Annotated in this window: 16 protein-coding genes and 1 tRNA gene; 11 read left to right on the top strand and 6 right to left on the bottom strand. The window is 68.8% G+C overall.

Annotation, left to right across the window (positions count from 1 at the left end; genetic code table 11):
• Nucleotides 1-59: 59 nt before the first annotated feature.
• Nucleotides 60-1538, top strand: a complete 1479-nt coding sequence (locus EBN03_RS12145; RefSeq protein WP_122188092.1) for an aldehyde dehydrogenase — start codon at nt 60-62, stop codon at nt 1536-1538.
• A 92-nt stretch (nt 1539-1630) separates the two neighbouring features.
• Here the strand turns inward: EBN03_RS12145 and EBN03_RS12150 are convergent, their stop codons facing one another.
• Nucleotides 1631-2878, bottom strand: a complete 1248-nt coding sequence (locus EBN03_RS12150) for an NADH:flavin oxidoreductase/NADH oxidase family protein (protein WP_122188093.1) — start codon at nt 2876-2878, stop codon at nt 1631-1633.
• Nucleotides 2879-2998: 120 nt separating this feature from the next.
• On the opposite strand from EBN03_RS12150, the gene EBN03_RS12155 reads away from it, so the two are divergent.
• Nucleotides 2999-3613, top strand: a complete 615-nt coding sequence (locus EBN03_RS12155) for a TetR/AcrR family transcriptional regulator (protein WP_122188094.1) — start codon at nt 2999-3001, stop codon at nt 3611-3613.
• Nucleotides 3614-3633: 20 nt separating this feature from the next.
• On the opposite strand, the gene EBN03_RS12160 is transcribed toward EBN03_RS12155, so the two are convergent.
• The 3 genes from EBN03_RS12160 to orn all read right to left on the bottom strand — a co-directional run bounded on the left by EBN03_RS12160 (nt 3634) and on the right by orn (nt 6033).
• Complete coding sequence (locus tag EBN03_RS12160) at nt 3634-5190, bottom strand: adenylate/guanylate cyclase domain-containing protein (RefSeq protein WP_122188095.1); 1557 nt, start codon at nt 5188-5190, stop codon at nt 3634-3636.
• A 91-nt stretch (nt 5191-5281) separates the two neighbouring features.
• A tRNA-His gene (locus EBN03_RS12165) sits at nt 5282-5354 on the bottom strand.
• Nucleotides 5355-5406: 52 nt separating this feature from the next.
• A complete protein-coding gene (gene orn, locus EBN03_RS12170) occupies nt 5407-6033 on the bottom strand; it encodes an oligoribonuclease (protein WP_122188379.1) in 627 nt (208 codons plus the stop codon).
• Between the two features lie 217 nt (nt 6034-6250).
• Here orn and EBN03_RS12175 point away from each other — a divergent pair, with 217 nt between their 5' ends.
• A complete protein-coding gene (locus tag EBN03_RS12175; RefSeq protein ID WP_122188096.1) occupies nt 6251-7942 on the top strand; it encodes a helicase HerA-like domain-containing protein in 1692 nt (563 codons plus the stop codon).
• A 66-nt stretch (nt 7943-8008) separates the two neighbouring features.
• Here EBN03_RS12175 and EBN03_RS12180 read toward each other — a convergent pair whose 3' ends face one another.
• Nucleotides 8009-8902: a hypothetical protein gene (locus tag EBN03_RS12180; RefSeq protein ID WP_122188097.1), complete on the bottom strand. Its 894-nt coding sequence runs from the start codon at nt 8900-8902 to the stop codon at nt 8009-8011.
• Nucleotides 8903-8985: 83 nt separating this feature from the next.
• The gene (gene cmrA / locus EBN03_RS12185; protein WP_122188098.1) at nt 8986-9780 is read right to left on the bottom strand and encodes a mycolate reductase; all 795 of its coding nucleotides are present in this window, start codon (nt 9778-9780) and stop codon (nt 8986-8988) included.
• A 403-nt stretch (nt 9781-10183) separates the two neighbouring features.
• Between cmrA and EBN03_RS12190 the strand changes: the two genes are divergently transcribed.
• From EBN03_RS12190 to EBN03_RS12230, 8 genes are all read left to right on the top strand, one after another.
• Complete coding sequence (locus tag EBN03_RS12190; protein ID WP_233608364.1) at nt 10184-10984, top strand: ABC transporter permease; 801 nt, start codon at nt 10184-10186, stop codon at nt 10982-10984.
• On the top strand, nt 10984-11835 hold the full coding sequence (locus EBN03_RS12195) for an ABC transporter permease (RefSeq protein WP_122188100.1): 852 nt from the start codon (nt 10984-10986) through the stop codon (nt 11833-11835). The genes EBN03_RS12190 and EBN03_RS12195 overlap by 1 nt, the downstream gene beginning before the upstream one ends.
• Nucleotides 11836-11853: 18 nt before the next feature.
• The gene (locus EBN03_RS12200; protein ID WP_233608329.1) at nt 11854-12864 is read left to right on the top strand and encodes an MlaD family protein; all 1011 of its coding nucleotides are present in this window, start codon (nt 11854-11856) and stop codon (nt 12862-12864) included.
• Nucleotides 12861-13859, top strand: a complete 999-nt coding sequence (locus tag EBN03_RS12205) for an MlaD family protein (RefSeq protein ID WP_122188102.1) — start codon at nt 12861-12863, stop codon at nt 13857-13859. The genes EBN03_RS12200 and EBN03_RS12205 overlap by 4 nt, the downstream gene beginning before the upstream one ends.
• Entirely contained in the window at nt 13847-14908 is a 1062-nt protein-coding gene (locus EBN03_RS12210; protein WP_233608330.1) for an MlaD family protein, read from the top strand. Before EBN03_RS12205 ends, EBN03_RS12210 begins: the two co-directional genes overlap by 13 nt.
• The gene (locus EBN03_RS12215) at nt 14908-15987 is read left to right on the top strand and encodes an MlaD family protein (RefSeq protein WP_122188104.1); all 1080 of its coding nucleotides are present in this window, start codon (nt 14908-14910) and stop codon (nt 15985-15987) included. The genes EBN03_RS12210 and EBN03_RS12215 overlap by 1 nt, the downstream gene beginning before the upstream one ends.
• Before the next feature lie 283 nt (nt 15988-16270).
• Nucleotides 16271-17377 carry an MlaD family protein gene (locus EBN03_RS12225; protein ID WP_233608331.1) on the top strand — a complete coding sequence of 369 codons (1107 nt, stop codon included), beginning with the start codon at nt 16271-16273 and terminating at the stop codon, nt 17375-17377.
• Nucleotides 17374-18330: an MlaD family protein gene (locus EBN03_RS12230; RefSeq protein ID WP_122188107.1), complete on the top strand. Its 957-nt coding sequence runs from the start codon at nt 17374-17376 to the stop codon at nt 18328-18330. The genes EBN03_RS12225 and EBN03_RS12230 overlap by 4 nt, the downstream gene beginning before the upstream one ends.
• Nucleotides 18331-18346: the final 16 nt, after the last annotated feature.

Raw genomic sequence — 18346 nt, forward strand, 5'->3', positions numbered from 1 at the left:
TCGGGAAATAATGTTTGGACCGTGTGTCCAACTTTTCGACGACGAAGGACAGCGCGAGCATGACCGACACCACGACCACCCCACGGACCGTCTACGACCGCCTCTTCATCGGCGGCCGCTGGGTGGAGCCCGCCGGTACCGAGATCATCGACGTCCGTTCCCCGGCGACCGGCGAACTCGTCGGCAGCGTGCCGCTGGCGCAGCCCGAGGACGTCGCCGCCGCCTGCGCCGCCGCGCGCACAGCGTTCGACGAAGGGCCCTGGCCCACAATGACTCCCGCCGAGCGGGCGGCGATCATCGGCAAAGCCGCCGACCTGATGGAACAGCGGGCCGACGCCTTCCGCACTCTGCTCTCGCTCGAACTCGGTCAGCCGGCGAGCATCATCGACATGATGCACTTCGGGGCGTCGATGACCACCCTGCGCTACTACGAGGGCGCCGCCGACAAGTTCACCTGGCGTGAGATCCGCGACGGCAACTACGGGCAGACCCTCGTCACCCGCGAACCGATCGGTGTCGTCGGCGCGGTCCTGGCCTGGAACGTTCCGCTGTTCCTCGCGGTCAACAAGCTCGGGCCCGCCCTGCTGGCGGGCTGCACGGTCGTGCTCAAGCCCGCGGCCGAGACCCCGCTGTCGGTCAACGCGCTGGCCGAGGTGTTCGCCGACGCCGGGCTGCCCGAGGGCGTGCTGTCGGTGGTCCCCGGCGGCGCCGAGACCGGGCGGGCGCTGACCGCCGACCCGCGGCCCGACAAATACAGCTTCACCGGCAGCTCAGCCGTCGGGCGCGAGATCGGCCGGCTAGCCGCCGACCGGCTCAAGGCCTGCACCCTCGAACTCGGCGGCAAATCGGCCGCGATCATCCTGGAGGACGCAGACCTGCCGTCGATCATGCCGATGCTGCTGTTCTCGGGTCTGATGAACTCGGGCCAGGCCTGCGTGGGCCAGACCCGCATCCTCGCCCCCCGCTCCCGCTACGACGAGGTGGTCGAGCTGGTCGCCGCCGCCGCGAAGGCCACCGTGGTGGGTGGGCCGGACAATCCCGCCGCCACGGTCGGGCCGCTCATCTCGCAGCGGCAGCTCGAACGGGTCGAGGGCTACATCGCCAAGGGTGTCGCCGAGGGCGCGCGGCTCGTGGCCGGTGGTGGCCGGCCCGCCGGACTCGACGGCGGCTGGTTCGTCGAGCCGACCGTCTTCGCCGATGTCGACAACTCGATGACCATCGCGCAGGAGGAGATCTTCGGTCCCGTCCTGTGTGTCATCCCGTTCGACACCGAGGACGACGCGGTCCGCATCGCCAATGACTCCGATTACGGTCTCGCGGGCAGTGTCTGGACCACCGACTTCGATCGGGCCATGGCGATCGCCGCCCGGATCCGCACCGGTACCTACGCCGTCAACATGTATGCCTTCGACGCCGGCTCGCCGTTCGGCGGGTACAAGAACTCCGGTGTCGGCCGGGAGAACGGGCCGGAGGGGATCGAGGCCTACTGCGAGCAGAAGAGCGTGCTGCTGCCGTTCGGGTACACGCCGGCGAACTGACCGGATCCGCTTGTCGCTCTGCGTGTGCGGGGCGGCAAGCGGGTGGAGCCGGAGGTGCCCTCGGATCGTCCCTCGGCACACCGGCGTCGTGGTCAGCCGCGCTTGGGCCGCAGGCTGTCGGATCCGTTGCGGCGCACGGTACTCAGCGCGGTCTGCCACCAGGCGCGGTTCGGGTCGGGTGCGTCACCGGCGCCGATTCGATGCAATTGGTCGGTGTACCACTGCAAGTCGATCATGCTCTGCAGCGGGCGCAGCCGGGGGTTCGCGTCGGCGAAAGGCACGGTGATCGTCTTCGTCTCCAGGCGCGGCAGGCGGCCGCTGAGTAGGGCGTCCGCCGCGTCGGGGACCAGGGCGGTCGGGCGGCCGAGTCCGACGACGTCGCAGCCGCCCGACGCGACAGCTTCGCTCATTCCGGTGAAGCTGCGGAAGCCGCCGGTGACCGCCACCGGAACCGCGCCGGCCAGATCGGCGACGGTGCGCGCGTAGTCGAGGAAGTACGCCTCCCGCGCCACCGTCGACGCCTTCGCCGCGCCCATCATCGCGGGCGATTCGTAAGAGCCGCCGCTGATCTCGATCAGGTCGAGGTTCTCGGCGGCGAGCATCCGCACCACGTCCCGGGATTCGTCCTCGGTGAACCCACCGCGCTGGAAATCCGCTGAGTTCAACTTGATTCCGACGGCGAAGCCGGGGCTGACCCGCCCGCGGATCGCCTGCACCACCTCGAGGACGAAGCGCCGGCGCCGTTCGGCGTCACCACCCCATTCGTCGTCGCGCTGGTTCGCCAAGGGGGACAGGAACTGGCTGATCAGATATCCGTGGGCACCGTGGATCTGGACGCCGTGGAAGCCGGCGGCCTCGGCGACGGCCGCGGTGGTGGCGAATCGCTCGATGATCTCGTGGATCTCGGCGCCGGTCAGCTCGCGGGGCCGGGTGGCGACGGGAATGCCCGGCGCGATCGCGCTCGGTGCCACCGGGCGCCGTCGGCCGAACGGGTTCGCTTGCCGCCCAGGGTGATTGATCTGCATCCAGAGTTTGGTGCCGGTGTCGTCGAAGGGCGCGGTCACGCGGCGCAGGGCATCGAGGTGCCGGTCGTCCTCGATGACGACGTTGCCGGCCTCGCCCAGCTGCCGCCCGTCGATCATCACGTTGCCGGTGACGACCAGTCCGAAGCCGCCCGCCGCCCAGGTCCGGTAGAGGCGCTCGAGCTGCGGGGTCGGCCGGCCCTGCCGGTCGCCCAGGGCCTCGCTGAGCGCCGACTTCATCAGCCGGTTGGGCAGGTGCTGCCCGCAGGGGAGAGCGACCGGATCGGTCAGGGTCCGTGCAGTGGTGGTGTCGGTCATCGGTACTGCCTCACTTGGGTCGCGCCGAGCGTCTGCGAATCGTCGGCGCCTACCCTAATTGCCAGTCATACGACTTACAAGTCGGATGACTGGTAAATCCGACCTGGGTAGGATCCCGGCATGAAGTGTCGATCCAGGACCCAGGCGGAACGGCGCGCGGCGACGATCGACGCACTGCTCGAAGCCACCATTCGCGCCCTGTCGGAGGTCGGATACGGCGCGCTGACCACGCGCGGGGTCGCGCAGTCCGCCGGCGTGAGTCAGGGTGCGCAGCAGCATTACTTCCCGACCAAGAGCGCGCTGGTGACCGCCGCCATGGAACGCCTGATCGAGCAGCTCACGACCCGGGCGATGGCGACACCGGTCCGCGCCGAATCCGAACGAGACCGGGCCCTGGAATTGCTCGACCGGTTGTGGGAGCTGCACACGCTGCCGATCTGCCCCGCCGTGCTGGAGCTCTACAACGCGGCCCGAACGGATGCTGAACTAGCGCAACGGGTTTCGTCCCTCACTCGGATCGGGATGGAATCGATCCGGTCCGTCGCGGCGCAATTCCTGCCGACCTGCGCGCAAGCTCCCGGGTTCGCCGACTTCGTCGACGTAGCCACCTCGACGATGCGCGGCACCGTCGTGCTGACCTCGGTGCCCGGCCTCGCCGACGCCCACCCCGGCTGGCCCCGGATACGGACGATGCTGATGCAGCTACTCGAGGTGTCCACCGGCACACCGGTCTGACGCCGGAACGCGTTGCCGCGCTACGACTGTGGGAAGGCCAGCTGTGTAGGACTGACCCGCCCGCGCAGCGTCACCGTCTCGCCCAGGCGCCAATTCGCGGCCTCCTCCGCCCCCGCGGCCGCCAGCGTGGTCGCCGAGGTGAGCAGCAATTCGTCGTACGACTTGGACAGTTCACACAGCCGCGCGGCCTCGTTGACCGCATCCCCGATCACCGTGAACTCGTAGCGGTTGTGCGTGCCCACGTTGCCCGCGACCACCCGGCCGGCCGCCACCCCGATCCCCGCCTGCAGATCCGGCGCAGCGCTGAGCCGGCGCTGGATGGCCCGCCCACACGACAGCGCCGCCGCCGCCTGATCGGGCAGCGGCGCCGGAGTCCCGAAAACGGCCAGCGCCGCGTCACCCTCGAACTTGTTCAACAGGCCGCCGTGCCGCTCCACCTCGTCCACGACGATGCCGAAGAACCGGTTGAGCAGCGCCACGATCTCGGCGGCGGGCCGGGTCGCGGTCATCGTGGTGGAGCCGATGATGTCGATGAACAATGCGGCCGCGTCGGTTTCGGTGCCGCCCAGTTCCGAACCCGACGAGATCGCGGCCAGCGCCACATCGCGGCCCACGTGCTTGCCGAACAGGTCCTCGATCAGCGCCCGCTCCCGCAGACCCGCGACCATCGTGTTGAAACCGCTCTGCAACTCGCCCAGTTCGGTGCCGTCGTAGACGGTGACCGCGGTTTGCAGGTCGCCGTTCTCCACCCGCCGCAACGCCTGCCGCACACCGCGGATCGGGGCCACGGTCGACTCGGTGAGCTGAGCCATCAGCAACATGCCGAACCCGAGCGTCGAACCGCCCAGGCTCAGCATGCACACCGCCAAGCGGGCCTTGCTCACCGTCGGGTCGGCCAGCGCCCACACCGCCACCGCCATGGCGACGGCGACCGGGATCACCCCGACCGTCCAGGTCAGCATGGTGCGGCCGAATACTCCTACCCCGTGGCGGGCCCGCTGCGGCTCGACCTCCAGGATGCGCGCGGTGATCGGGCGCAACCCGAACTCGACCACCAGATAGGTGTTGGCGCACACCATGATCGACGAACCGAGGATCGCCAGCGCGATCTTGGGGATCAGCAGCGGCTCGATCGCGCCGTAGGCGGTGGTGAGCACGATCAGCGTGACGATCCACAGCACCGCCGCCTCGAGCGTCAGCGTGCGCGGTGCGCGCGCGGCGGCCCGCCGCTGACGCTCGTCGGGCACGTGATCCAGTTTCTGTGCCCAGCCCAGCGCCCGCAGGCCCACGACCGTCGACCAGACCGTCCCCACGATGATGATCGAGGTCGACCAGACCGGGACCAGGACCACGTTCAGCAGCAACAGGCGGCGGGTGAACATCGGCGGGCCCGGCAACACGAAACACGCCAGCACGACGGTCATCGCCACGGCGAGCAGATTCGCCCCGATCAGCGACAGCGACAGCAGCGACTGCACGCGAATCCGGCGGGTCTTGCTGTCCTCGTCTGCGGTACCCAACAGCCGCGACCCCCACGGCGCCAGTCCCTCGTCCATCGGCGCGTCGGTGCGGCTCACAGCAGCCACCCTAGCTCGATCGCCCGCCGCCGACGTGCGGAGGAAAGAAAAAGAGCCTGGTCGGGACGATGTCCCGACCAGGCTCTGTAGGGGTGGCTGACGGGACTTGAACCCGCGACATCCAGAATCACAATCTGGTGCTCTACCAGCTGAACTACAGCCACCATCACCGGTTGGACCGGCGCGAACGATATTAGCGCGTGGTTCCGTCAGAACCTAATCGCTGTGGTTGGCGGCAGGTGCGGGCGCACCGAGTTCGGCGGCGACGGCCGCGATCTCCGAGGTCGACGGGCCGGGCGGCGCGACGAAGGCGGTGCGGCGGTAGTACTGCAGCTCACGGATGGATTCCTGGATGTCGGCCAAGGCGCGGTGGCTCAGACCCTTCTCCGGCTGGCCGAAGTAGATGCGCGGGTACCAGCGGCGGCACAACTCTTTGATCGAACTCACATCGATCATGCGGTAGTGCAGGTGAGCGTCCAGTTCCGGCATGTCCCGAGCCAGGAAGCCACGGTCGGTGGCGATCGAGTTGCCGGCCAGCGGGACGGTGCGCGGAGTCGGCGCGTACTCGCGGATGTAGGCCAGGATCTGCTGCTGCGCCTCCTCCACCGTGACGGTGGATCTGCGCACCTCGTCGGTCAAACCCGAGCGGGCGTGCATCTCCGCGACGACCGGCGGCATGGCGGCGAGGGCGGCGTCATCGGCGTGGATCACGATGTCGACGCCGTCACCGAGGATGTTCAGGTCGCTGTCGGTCACGAGCGCGGCCACCTCGATCAGCTTGTCGCTGTCCAGGCGGAGGCCGGTCATCTCGCAATCCATCCAGACCACTAGTTTGTCGGACACCCGCGCCACCTTAGCCGGTCGAGCGCCCGACTACGCGTCGTGCGCGGTCCGCTCGCGCGCTTCGCACCGGGGCCGGTCACCGCCCCGTCCGGGCCGCCGATGCCGGCCGGAAGTGTCGTGCCCAGGTCCCGGCCGGTACGGGCATTAGGGTTTTCCCATCCCCAGCTTTCGGATGCTCAGCGTTGTCAGCGAACAGAGTGCGGACGAAGGAGCGGCGATGACCACCCCGCAGGAGAAGGCAGCCGCGGCCCGGCGGGCGGCCGAAGCCGCGGCGAAGGCCGCCGCCGAGGCCGAGGCAGCGGCCGACGCCGCCGAACGTGAAGCCGCCGAAGAGGCGGCGAGAGCTTCCGGCCAAGGCGCCGCGAAGCCGGGGAAGTCCGCGGGTGGCGACGCGGCTGCGGCCGGGGAGAAGATCGCGGCCGGGTACGTCTTCGAGGGGCCGGCACTCGAACTCGGTGGGGTGATGGTCGACGGCGCGGTGATCCCCGGCGCGCTGACGCGGATCCCGCTGCGGACGCTCAACCGGCACGGTCTCGTGGCCGGGGCGACCGGCACCGGGAAGACCAAGACCCTGCAGGGGATCGCCGAGCAGCTGTCGTCGGCCGGTGTGCCGGTGGTCATGGCCGATATGAAGGGCGACCTGTCGGGGCTGGCGCAGCCGGGGGAGCGCAGTGACAAGCTGATCGCGCGGTCCGCCGAACTGGGCGACACCGGTTGGGCGCCTGCGGGTTTCCCGGTCGAGTTCGTGTCGCTGGGCACCGGCGGGATCGGGGTCCCGGTGCGCGCCACGATCACCTCGTTCGGTCCGGTGCTGCTGTCGAAGGTGCTGGGGCTCAACGCGACTCAGGAATCGACGCTCGGGCTGATCTTCCACTGGGCCGACGAGCACGGCCTGGCACTACTGGATCTGAAGGATCTGCGCGCGGTGATCACCCACCTGACCAGTCCCGACGGGAAGGCCGATCTGGCCGGGATCGGCGGTGTCTCGGCGGCCACGGCCGGTGTGATCCTGCGGGCCCTGGTCAATCTGGAGGCCGAGGGCGGCGACACCTTCTTCGGTGAACCGGAACTCGACAGCGCCGACCTGCTGCGGGTGAGGGGCGGTCAGGGCGTGATCACCCTGGTGGAACTGGGCGCGCAGGCGGCGCGGCCGGCGCTGTTCTCGACGTTCCTGATGTGGGTGCTGGCCGAGCTGTTCCAGACACTGCCCGAGATCGGTGACCCCGACAAGCCGAAGCTGGTGTTCATCTTCGACGAGGCCCATCTGCTGTTCGCCGGGGCCTCGAAAGCCTTCCTGGACCAGGTAGTTCAGACCGTGAAGCTGATCCGCTCGAAGGGTGTCGGCGTCATCTTCTCCACGCAGATGCCCACCGACATCCCCAATCCCGTGCTGTCCCAACTGGGTGCGCGGATCCAGCACGCCCTGCGCGCGTTCACCCCCGAGGACCAGCAGGCGTTGACCAAGACGGTGAAGACCTACCCGAAGACCGAAACCTACGACCTCGCACAGGCACTCACCTCCCTGGGTATCGGTGAGGCGATCGTGACCGTCCTGTCCGAGACCGGCGCCCCGACCCCCGTCGCCTGGACCCGCCTGCGTGCCCCGCGCTCGTTCATGGGCGCCATCGGCGACGACGCCGTGCACGCCCGCGCCGAACGCAGCCCGCTGTTCGCCAAGTACGGCGCCACTGTGGACCGCGAGTCCGCCTATGAGATCCTGGCGGCGAAAGTCCAAGCGTCCCAAGCAGAACCGGAAGCCCCACCCCAGCCCAAACGCTCCGGCCCCGACGACAAGACCGCCGCCGAACGCATCATGGACAACCCCGCCGTGAAGAACTTCCTCCGCTCCGCCGCGACCGCCGCCGGCCGCGAGATCAGCAGGAGCATCTTCGGGACGCGGAAGCGCTGATATCGCTGCACGACTGCGAATTTCGGCCGGGCTGGGACGGAAACCGAACGGCCCGGCCGAATTCCGCTAGTTGAACAGCTGATCCGCAGTGTCGATGTCGAGCGCTCGGGTCAGTAGAGCCTCCAGAATCGCGGGATCGGTGCACTGGGTGAGCTTTTCGCTGACGGTTTCCTCGATGGGGATCCCGCGCAGCGCGAGGATTCTCCGCACCCCCATCTGTAGCACCGCACGTGCTTCGCCACGTGCTTCACCAATGGCTTGGTGTCTGAGTGCGAATTCGGATTCCCACTTGTAGGTTTCGTTGGAGAGGGCCATGAGTTGCTCCAGGTCCTTCAGCAATTCGGGGGAAATTCGGCGGGAGATGTAGTCGTAGTAGATCGCTCGCTTGTCGTGTTGCCGGTGTCCGAGCGTTTCGAATGCGGCGTGGATCACCTCGGCGGTCATCCAGTCCGGCCCGGCGCGTTCCGTGGTGAGGGCCAAAATCACCATTTCAGGCCATTCTTTCGCCCGATCGGGCTCCTCGGTGATCTTGACGGCGCCGGGCCAATAGGTGAGCGGCCGCAGGTCGAAGCCGGGATGTCCGGTCTCGATGGTGGCGGCAACCCGCTCGGCAACGAGTTCCGTGGGACAGAAGACGAGAAGTACCACCGGACAGCGGAATCGGTGACGGGAATAGACGAGGTACAGCGGCCAGCTGAGGCTGATCCGCTGGAGATCCTCACCTTTTCCGCTGTTCTGGACTTCGTGGAGGATCACGCGCTCGGGACGGTCGGCGGTCTCGCCGACCGCCGCGAGGTCCAAACGTAACTCGCAGGGCAGGGCCGGGACCGTCTCCGGGCCCAGCCGCCAGGTCATCGAGGCCGGAATCGCCAGCCCGAAGTGCTCGCGCGCGAGCTTCGCGGCCAATTCCGGTCGGCTGCGCAGTAATTCGAGAGGTACCTCATGGTCGATGGAGGGCACGCCCAGAGGGTAGCTCGATAGACCGCCGTCTGTCTACGGAGTAGGCGAAATGGCGGTCTAGTCGAAAGTAGAACCCAGGTGGTTCAGCTTCCCATCTTCTTGTAGAAGCTGCCCACCAGTGGTGCGGTGATGCGGCGGGGGGTGTACGTCCCCGCGACGCTCATGCCCTTGCTGATCAGGCCCGGGACGACGCGCATCTTGTTGCGGGACAGCGCGTCGATGGATTGGCGGGCGGCGTCGGCGGCGGTGACCCAGATGAAGCCGGGGATCTTGGCGCTGACGTCGTCCTGGTCGGGGTTGTCGGTGCGGACCGGGCCGGGGGCCAGCAGGGTCACGTGGACGCCGGTGCCTTTGAGTTCGCCGCGCAGCGATTCCGAGAGACCGTTGGTGAAGGCCTTGGTGGCCACGTAGGTGGCGTTGTTGGGGATGGCCATGTTTCCGGCGGCCGAGCCGGTGATGAGGATGCCGCCGGCGTGGCGGTCGAGCATGCCGGGTAGGACCGCGAGGGTCAGGTCGTGGACGGCGACCGCGTTGAGTTCGACGATGGCGCGTTCGTAGGCCGGGTCCAGCTTCGAGAGGGCGCCGAAGGTGGCGACACCGGCGTTGTTGCACAGGATGGCGATGTCGCGGCTTGCTAGTTCGGTGACCAGGGGCGCGCGGGCGTCGCGGTCGGACAGGTCGACGGCCCGCACTTCGACCGTGACGCCGTAACGCTCGGTGAGGCGCTGCGCGTGTTCGGCGAGCAGGTCGCCGCGGCGGGCGACGAGGATCAACGAGTAGCCGCGAGAGGCCAACTCGGTGGCGAGGGCGGTTCCGATGCCGGAGGAGGCTCCGGTCACGACGGCGCGGTTCTCGGAGGTGGGGACAGGCAAGCTCACCCGGGCAGCCTACCGGTCCTTCCGCGATGTCCGGATCGGACCGCGAATCATCCGGGTGGGCAACTTCGGCCGAGGTTTGCTGAATAGAAACTGAAATGTTTCACTTCGTTCGACCCGGGATCGGAGATCACTCCGAGTGGACTTCGCCGGGCCCGTTCAGTGTGGTCGCGATGCTGCCTGTGCGCAGTTGTGGTCGAGGTCACGATGGGTTGGGACCGGCTCTCCGGGCGGTGCGGGTCACACCTGCACCGACTTTGATGTGACCTTACGTAACTGTTAGCTTCGTGTTGGCAGTGTTGCCGATCACCGAGAGTAGGGCAGTGAAATCCGAGCGGTCCACCGCACACCGGAGGCGCATGTGGCGCAGGTGACTCGGGCTACTTCGAGCCCATCACATCTCCGGATCGTGCGAAAGAATTTCTCCGACACCATCGCGTCGTCACTGCGCACCTTCGGTCGCTCCGTCGACATCGCGCGCGAATCCACCGTCGGCGCGGTCACCGACATCGCCCGCCGCGAATTCCAGTGGCGCGAGGCGATCCTGCAGTCCTGGCGGCTCGTCACCGTCACGGCGCTGCCCGCGATCCTGATCGCGGTCCCGTTCGGTGTCATCGTCTCGGTCCAGGTCGGCAACCTGATCCACAACCTCGGCGCCGACTCGCTGCTCGGCGCCACCGGCGGCCTCGGCGTCATCAAACAGGGCGCCCCGCTGGCCACCGGTTTCCTGCTCGGCGGCGCCGGCGCCTCGGCCATCGCCGCCGACCTCGGCGCCCGCACCATCCGCGAAGAGATCGACGCGTTGAACACCATGGGCATCAGCCCGATTCATCGCCTGGTGATCCCGCGGCTCGCGGCCATGATGATCGTGGCGCCACTGCTCAACATCCTCATCGTGTTCGTCGGCATCGTCAGCGGTTACGCCGTGGCCGTCGGCGGACAGCACGTCACACCCGGTAGTTACTGGGCCACCTTCGGTTCCTTCACCACAGTCACCGACGTCTGGGTGTCGGTGATCAAGGCGCTGATCTTCGGTTACCTCGTGGTCGTCATCGCCTGCCAGCGCGGGCTGGAAGCCAAGGGCGGTCCGCGCGGTGTGGCCGACGCGGTCAACGCGGCCGTCGTGCTGTCGGTGGTGTGCATCGCGATCGTCAACCTCGGCGTCACCCAGATCACCGAGATGTTCATCCCCACCAGGCTGGTGTGATGACCACCTACACCCCACACGGCCTGCGCGGGCTGCGGCGGCTGGACCACTTCGTCCGGGCCCGCGTCGAAGGACTCGGTTTCGTGCTGGCGTTCGTCTGGCAGGTGCTGTCGTCGCTGCCGCTCACGCTGCGCCGCTACCGCGACCAGACCCTCAAGTTGATCGCCGACATGACCTGGGGCCGTGGCTCGTTGATCGTCGGTGGTGGGACCGTGCCCATGATGGTGGTGCTGGGCCTGGTGCTCGGCGCGTCCATCGCGGTCGAGTCCTACACCATGCTCAACGTGCTGGACATGGGTCCGCTGACCGGCATCGTGTCCGCGTACGCCACCACCCGCGAGCTCGCGCCCATCGTGTGCGCGGTCGGCTTCGCGGCCCAGGCCGGCTGCCGGATGACCGCCGAGATCGGCTCGATGCGGATCTCGGAGGAGATCGACGCCATCGAGGCGCTCGGCCTGCGGTCGGTGCCGTTCGTCGTCACCACCCGCGTGATCGCGGGCGCGGTGTCGATCGTGCCGACCTTCCTGATCGCGCTGATCCTGTCCTACGCCGCCTGCCGCGGCCTGGTGACGCTCGTCGACGGCCAGGCCGCCGGCGTCTACGACCACTACTTCTTCCAGTTCGTGTCCGGATTCGACGTGATCGCCGCGGTGATCAAGGTGGCGGTCTTCGCCACCGTGGTCATCCTCGTCCACTGCTACTACGGGTTCTTCGCCACCGGCGGGCCCGAGGGCGTGGGCATCGCCTCCGGTCGCGCGGTCCGCGCCTCCTCGGTCGCCATCGTGGCCATCGACATGGTGCTGACCCTCGCGATGTGGGGCCTCAACTCGACGATCACCTTCACGGGGTAGCCGATGCCGAATTACGGAATGCCAGGAGTGGCGGTCGATCGCCGCCGGTCGCTGCTGACCGGGACCGCCGCGCTCGCGCTCGCCGCGGCGGTCGCGGTACCGGCCGCGCTCTATCTGCGCGGCCACGACTCGGCCGGGCTGACGGTCGCGTTGCACACCACCGAAATCGGGGACGGCATCCTCGAAGGCACTCCGGTGCGCGAGGACGGGGTGCAGGTCGGCACGGTCACCGCGATCGCCCCCGACCGGGCCGGCACCCAGCGCATCACGCTGCGGCTCGACGCTGCCCAGCTGCGCGGTCTCGACGAGAGCCTGCAGGTGGACTACGCGCCCTCGAACCTGTTCGGAATCGGCGAGATCGAGTTGCGCCGCGGTCCCGGCGGTGCGCCGCTGCGGCAGAACAGCGTCGTCGATCTCACCGGGCCGCGCGCGAACGGTGTGTTCGACGCGACGATGAGCGGGCTGCTGCGCAGCCTGGCGCAGACCGGCGATTCGGTGCTCACGCCGCAGATGGTGAGTTCGATCGCGCAGGCCGCCCGCGATCTGCACGCCTTCACCCCGCTGCTGCAGGCGCTGATCTCGGTGGCGGGCACCGTGACCGACCACCAGATCATGCCCAGTTCCGAACTGGCCGGCCGGCTCGGCACAGCTTTCGACGGCGGCGGCAAGTTCGCCGCGGCCACCATCCACGTACTGGACTTGATCCTGAGAAGCCCTGCGCTGCAAGAGAATCGCGCTGAGTACGACGCCGCGGTGGCCATGCTGACCGGGCAGCTGCTGCCCGGGCTGGCGCGCACCGCCGGGACCGCCGGCGACGGTCTGAGTGGCAGCACCGACGCGCTGGCGCCGGTCCTCGACGCCGTGGCCGCCACGGTCCCGCAACCCGGACAGTCCGGCGCCCAGCTCAGCGAACTGCTGGACCGCCTGCGCGCGGCCATGCCCGACACCCCGAACGGCCCGGTGCTGAACGCGGAGATCGACGTGCACGGGATGCCGATCCTCGCCCCCATGCTGGGAGGAAACCGATGAAGGTGGGAGCGGCCGCATGGCGGCTGGCACTGTTCGCCGCCGTCCTGATCGGCGTCCTGGTCGTGGTGATCACCGCCATCCAGCGCCCGGTATCCGGCCCGACCGAGCGGCACGACGCCCTGTTCACCGACGCCAACGGGCTCAAGGTGGGCGACGACGTGCGGCTCTACGGTGTGCAGGTCGGCAAGGTGAAGCACATCGCGCTCGACGGCCCGCTCGCCCGCGTGCAGCTGACCGTCAAGACCGACACCCCGGTGTTCGACAACTCGAAACTCGCCATCCGCTACCAGGCGCTCACCGGTCAGCGCTACATCGACCTGCAGCAGCAGCCGCACACCGGCACCCGGATCGCCGACGGCGCCACCATCGGAACCGACCACACGGTGCCGTCCTTCGACGTGACCGCCATGTTCAACGGGCTGCAGCCGGTGCTCGCCACCCTGTCGCCGGAGGCGATCAACCAGTTCAGTACCAGCATGATCGCGCTCATCGAGGGTGACGGCAGCGGGATCGGCCCGGCCCTGGACGCGATCGAGAAACTCGCCTCCTACGTCGACAACCGGCAGCAGGTGATCGGCACGATCATCGGCAACGCGTCGGACCTGGCCGACCGGGTCGGCGGCCGGGTGCACTACCTGGTGCCGCTGCTCGCCCGGCTCACCGACATCTTCCAATCCCTGGAATCGAGCATGGGCGGGCTCACCCAATTCGCTCTGGCCGCACCGTCGGTGCTGCGCCCGCTGGACGCGCTGCTGCAGGACGCGGGCTTGCGATCGGGCACCGATGTGAACGCGGCGGTCGAGGCTCTGTTCCCCGATCCGCAGCAGGCGGTGGACGTCCTGGGCAAGCTGCCGACCGTTCTGACCTCGATCGACGCCGCGGCCCCCGCCACCGCTGGTGGCTGGAAGCCGCAGTGCGCCGGTGGAATTGCTGCGACGCCGCCGCTGCTGCAGGTGCTGCTCGCGGGACAGCAGGTGACCGTATGCAACCGATGAAGTTGGGGCGCTGGCTCTCCGGCGATCCGCCGGTCCTCGACGAGACGGGCAAGCGCCGCCGCGAGATGCGGCTCGGGCTGACCGGTGTGGCGCTGGTCGGCGCGGTGGCCGTCGGGTCCGCGACGCTGTACGCGGTGCCGGTGGGCAAGAAGACCTACACCGCCGACCTCGCCGAGGCGCAGACGGTGAAGGCGGGCGACGACATTCGCGTGGCCGGCGTCCCGGTCGGCACCGTGACCTCGCTGGATCTGTTGCCCGACAAGGTCGTCATGCACTTCACCGTCGATTCGTCCGTATTCGTCGGTGACGCTTCGACTCTCGACGTGCGGATGCTCACCGTGGTCGGCGGGTACTACGTGGCGCTCACGCCCGCCGGGCGGGAACCATTGGGCAGCAAGGCGATTCCGCAGGACCGAGTACACCTGCCCTACACGCTGATGCAGACCTTCCAGGACGCGATCACGCCGCTGCGCGAGGTCGACGGAGACACCGTGCGGCGCAACCTGACCGCGCTCAGCACCTCGATCGACCAAGCCCCCGACGCGCTGCGCACCACACTCGACACCCTCGGCACCTACGTCGGCGCGCTGGACCGCCAGCGCACCCAGGTGGCGAGCGCGCTGTCGGTGGCCGACGAGTACCTCACCGCCTACGACGGCGCCAAGTCCGATCTGGGCCGGCTGATGGACAACGTCAACCTGCTCGAGACGGTGCTGCAGAACAAGAAAGCCGAACTGGCCGAGAGCGTCGGCCTGCTGCAGTCGGTGATCGACCGGCTCGCGCTGCTGGCGCCGGCCTGGGACTCGACGCTGAAGCCGAAATTGCAGCAGCTCATCGACGCGATGCCGGCGCTCGAGGACCTCGGCAAGCGGCTGGGCCCGGTCCTGGACTCGGTGCAGAGCCTGCAGCAGCGGTTCGCCGGGATGGTCGACACCGGCGGCGCCGTGCACGTCGACCAGTCGGGGCAGGTGGTGACCGCGCCCGCCGGCACCGATACCGCCGCACTGCTCGGCCACACCTGTGTGCCGGTACCGGGGAAGGATTGCTGATGCTGCGGACATTGCTGGGTTCGCGCGCGTTCATGTCGATCGCGGGCGTCGTGGTGCTGGCAGCCGTGGTGGTGGCCGGTTACTTCGTCGCGTTCGACCCGATGAAGGAAACCCGCAGCTACTGCGCGATCATGCCCGACAGCGTCGGGCTCTACGTCGGCAACCAGGTGACGATGCGGGGCATCCCGGTCGGCACGGTCACCGGGATCGGCAGCCAGGGAAGCGGTGTGCGCGTGGACTTCTCGGTCGACGCCACCCATCCGGTGTTCGCCGACGCGGGCGCCACCACACTGTCGAACAGCCTGGTGTCGGCCCGGCAGTTGGCCGTGGTGGCCAGCGGAAACGACCGCACGCCATGGGATTCCGGGAAGTGCCTGACCAAAACCGTGACACCCAAGAGTCTCACCCAGACGTTGAACGCGCTGGCCCAGCTGTCCGCGGAACTGCAAGGCCCGGACCCGAATTCGACCGACGCGCTGGCCGACGGTCTCGGCGCGCTGAACAACGCCACCACCGGCACCGGCCCGGAGATCAACCGGATCGTGCAGCAGCTCGGCTCGGCACTGTCCACGCCCGACGCCGACGTGGCGCATCTGGCCGGCATCTTCGACGCGTTCGCTTCGGTGGCGCAGCGGGTGCAGGCGCACTGGGGTGACCTGCAGTCGATGCTGACCCGGCTGGCGCCGACGCTGTCGCAGGCCACCGACGACCTGCTGGTACCGGGCGCGAAGCTTATGGACGGCCTGGCCCAGGTGCTGCCCATGCTCAACGACCTGACCACCCTGTTCGGTGATCCGATCCTGCGGGCGCTGAATTCGACCGCGCCGCTGTCGAAGCTGCTCGGTTCCCAGGTCGGCTCGCTGAGCCGGATCGTGACGCAGATTCCGGTGCTCACCCAAGCCATGGCCACCACCCAGGCACACGGCCTGGACTACACCCCGCCGCAGGTGGCGATCGCCGCGCAGAACGCCGACCAGGTGTGCGCGGTGGTGAACGCGGTCGCCCAGGGTCGATGCGCGGCCGACGGCGGGCGCGTGCTGGTGGACGGTTCGACGCTGGTGTTCGGGGCGGCGCGATGAGGGCTCGGTTGTCCAGCGGAACGGTGACCCTCGGCGGGGCGCCGGAGCGGGTGCGCGTGGTGGGTGTGGCCCAGAAGCGTTGTGCTAGTAGGTCTTTCGGTGCTGATGTCCGCAGCGGCGGGCGCGTGATGAGGGCTCGGTTGTCCGACGGGGCGGTGGATGTCGGCGGGGCGTCGGAGCTGGCGCGCGCTGGGTTCGCTCTGGCGGGGAATGCGAACGGCAGTGTGCCGGTGGACGGTTCGACGCTGATCAGCGGAACGGCAGGGGCGCGATGAGGATTCGATTGACCGACGGGACGGTGACCGTCGAGTTCGCCCCGGGCGGGCGGTCGCGGCGGTGGACCGGTGCGGTCGCGCTGACGGTGGCGGCGGCGGTGCCGGTTGCGGGCTGCTCGTTCGATCCGGCGTCGGTGCCCATGCCCGGGACCGGGGTGTCGGGCCCGTCGTATCACGTGCACATCCAGTTCTCGAACGTGCTCAGCCTGCCGGCGCGCGCCAAGATCATGGCCAACGGTGCCCAGGTGGGCACGGTGACCGGCGTGCACGTCGTGGACAGCGCGCACGACAGCAGCGCCGCGAACACCGGGGCCGGCGGATTCGTGGTCGTCGACGCCGACATCTCGACCGCGGTGCAGCTGCCGGTCGCCACCACCGCGGAGCTGCGGCAGAACACCGTGCTCGGCGACACCCACGTCGCTCTGCTGACGCCGACCACCGGCTACGGCAGCCTGCTGGCCGACGGCGGCACCATCCCGCTGGCGCAGACCAAGCCGCCGCAGCAGCTGGAGGACACCATGGCCGCGGTGGCCATGTTCACCAATTCCGGTGCGATCCAGCAGCTTCAGGACATGGTGCAGCAGATCGACGCGTCGCTGCCGCGGGATCCCGCGCGCACGGCGCAGATCTCACGCACCATCGCCGGCGACACCGTCGATCTCGCCGCGCACGAGGACGCACTGGACGCGCTGCTCGACGGTCTGGCCACCAATCCTGATGAACTGCACAAGGTTTCCGACGATCTGGACGACATCTTCCGGCCCGAGTCGGTGGAACAGACCGCCGGGATCGTGCGGTCGCTGTCGGGCGTGACCGACATCTTCGGTCAGCTCGGTCCGGTCGGCACTTCGCTGGCCTGGCTGGCGCCGCTGCTGGGGGCCGCCGGACCCGCCGCCGCGGCGTTCGTGCCGCTCGTCACCGGTGGAACGATCGACACCAGCCGCCCCGCGACCTTGGCGCGGCTCTCGGAGTTGTTGCGCGACAAAGTCATTCCGTGGGTCCAGAGCGGTCCGAAGGTGAACGTCACAGGGGTACGGACGGACGCCGCGGTGCCGGTCGCCGATCGGACCGACCGCATGATCGCGACCCTGCGGATGATCGGGGTCGTGCGATGAGGGCGGGATCGATTGCGTCGCTGGGCGGTATCGCCACCATCACCGCGCTGGGTGCCGCGTACCTGACCTTCGGGGTGGTGCGGGCGCAGCCGTTCGCCGAATACACCCACGCCACCATGGTGCTCACCAATTCCGGTGGGCTGGGTGCCGGTTCGCCGGTATTGCTGAGCGGGATCGAGGTCGGGCGGGTCACTTCGATCCACAACGGCGCCGACGGGGTCGAGGTCGGGTTCCGGGTCGCCGCCGACAAGCATGTGCCGACCGACAGCACGGTCACCATCGAGCACCTGTCCACGCTCGGTGAGCCGTTCGTGGAGTTCGTGCCCCGGACCGGGAACGGGCCGTTCCTGCACGACGGGCAGCGCGTGGAGACCTCGAATATCCGTATGCCGCTGTCGATTCCGGATGTGGCACGCCTCGTCACGCACACGCTCGAACAACTGGATCCGGCCGTGGTCGGTGCGCTGGCCGACACGATCGACACCGCGCTGGCCGGCACCGAATCCACCATCCCGAACCTGACCCGGGCCAGCGACCTGCTCACCGCCGCGATCGTCAGCCGCAACACCCAGATCGCGCAGCTGTTCGACGCCTTCCAAGCGACCGCGCAGAACATCGACTGGGCCGGGCCCGCCACCGCGGCCGCGGCACCCGAGTTCATCCGGTTCACCCAGGCGCTCAACGACCTGGCCGCCGGGGTCGGCAAGGTCAACGCCGCGCGTCCTACCTCGGCGTATACCGAGGGCGCCGGGTTGGTACCGTTGCTGAACGAACTCACCGCGGCATTGCGCGAGCTCGCACCGCAGCTGCGCGCCTCGACGCCGGCCCTCGCGCCGCTGGTGGAGTCGGTGACCACCACCGCTCCGCAGATCGACCTGTCCGCTCTGATCAGTCAGGCCCTGGCCGGAGTCGGTGACGACGGTGCCGTGCACCTGCAGATCAATGTCAAATAGCAAGTAGGGATTTTCC

The organism is Nocardia stercoris (assembly GCF_003696265.1).
GTDB classification, from domain to species: Bacteria; Actinomycetota; Actinomycetes; order Mycobacteriales; family Mycobacteriaceae; genus Nocardia; species Nocardia stercoris.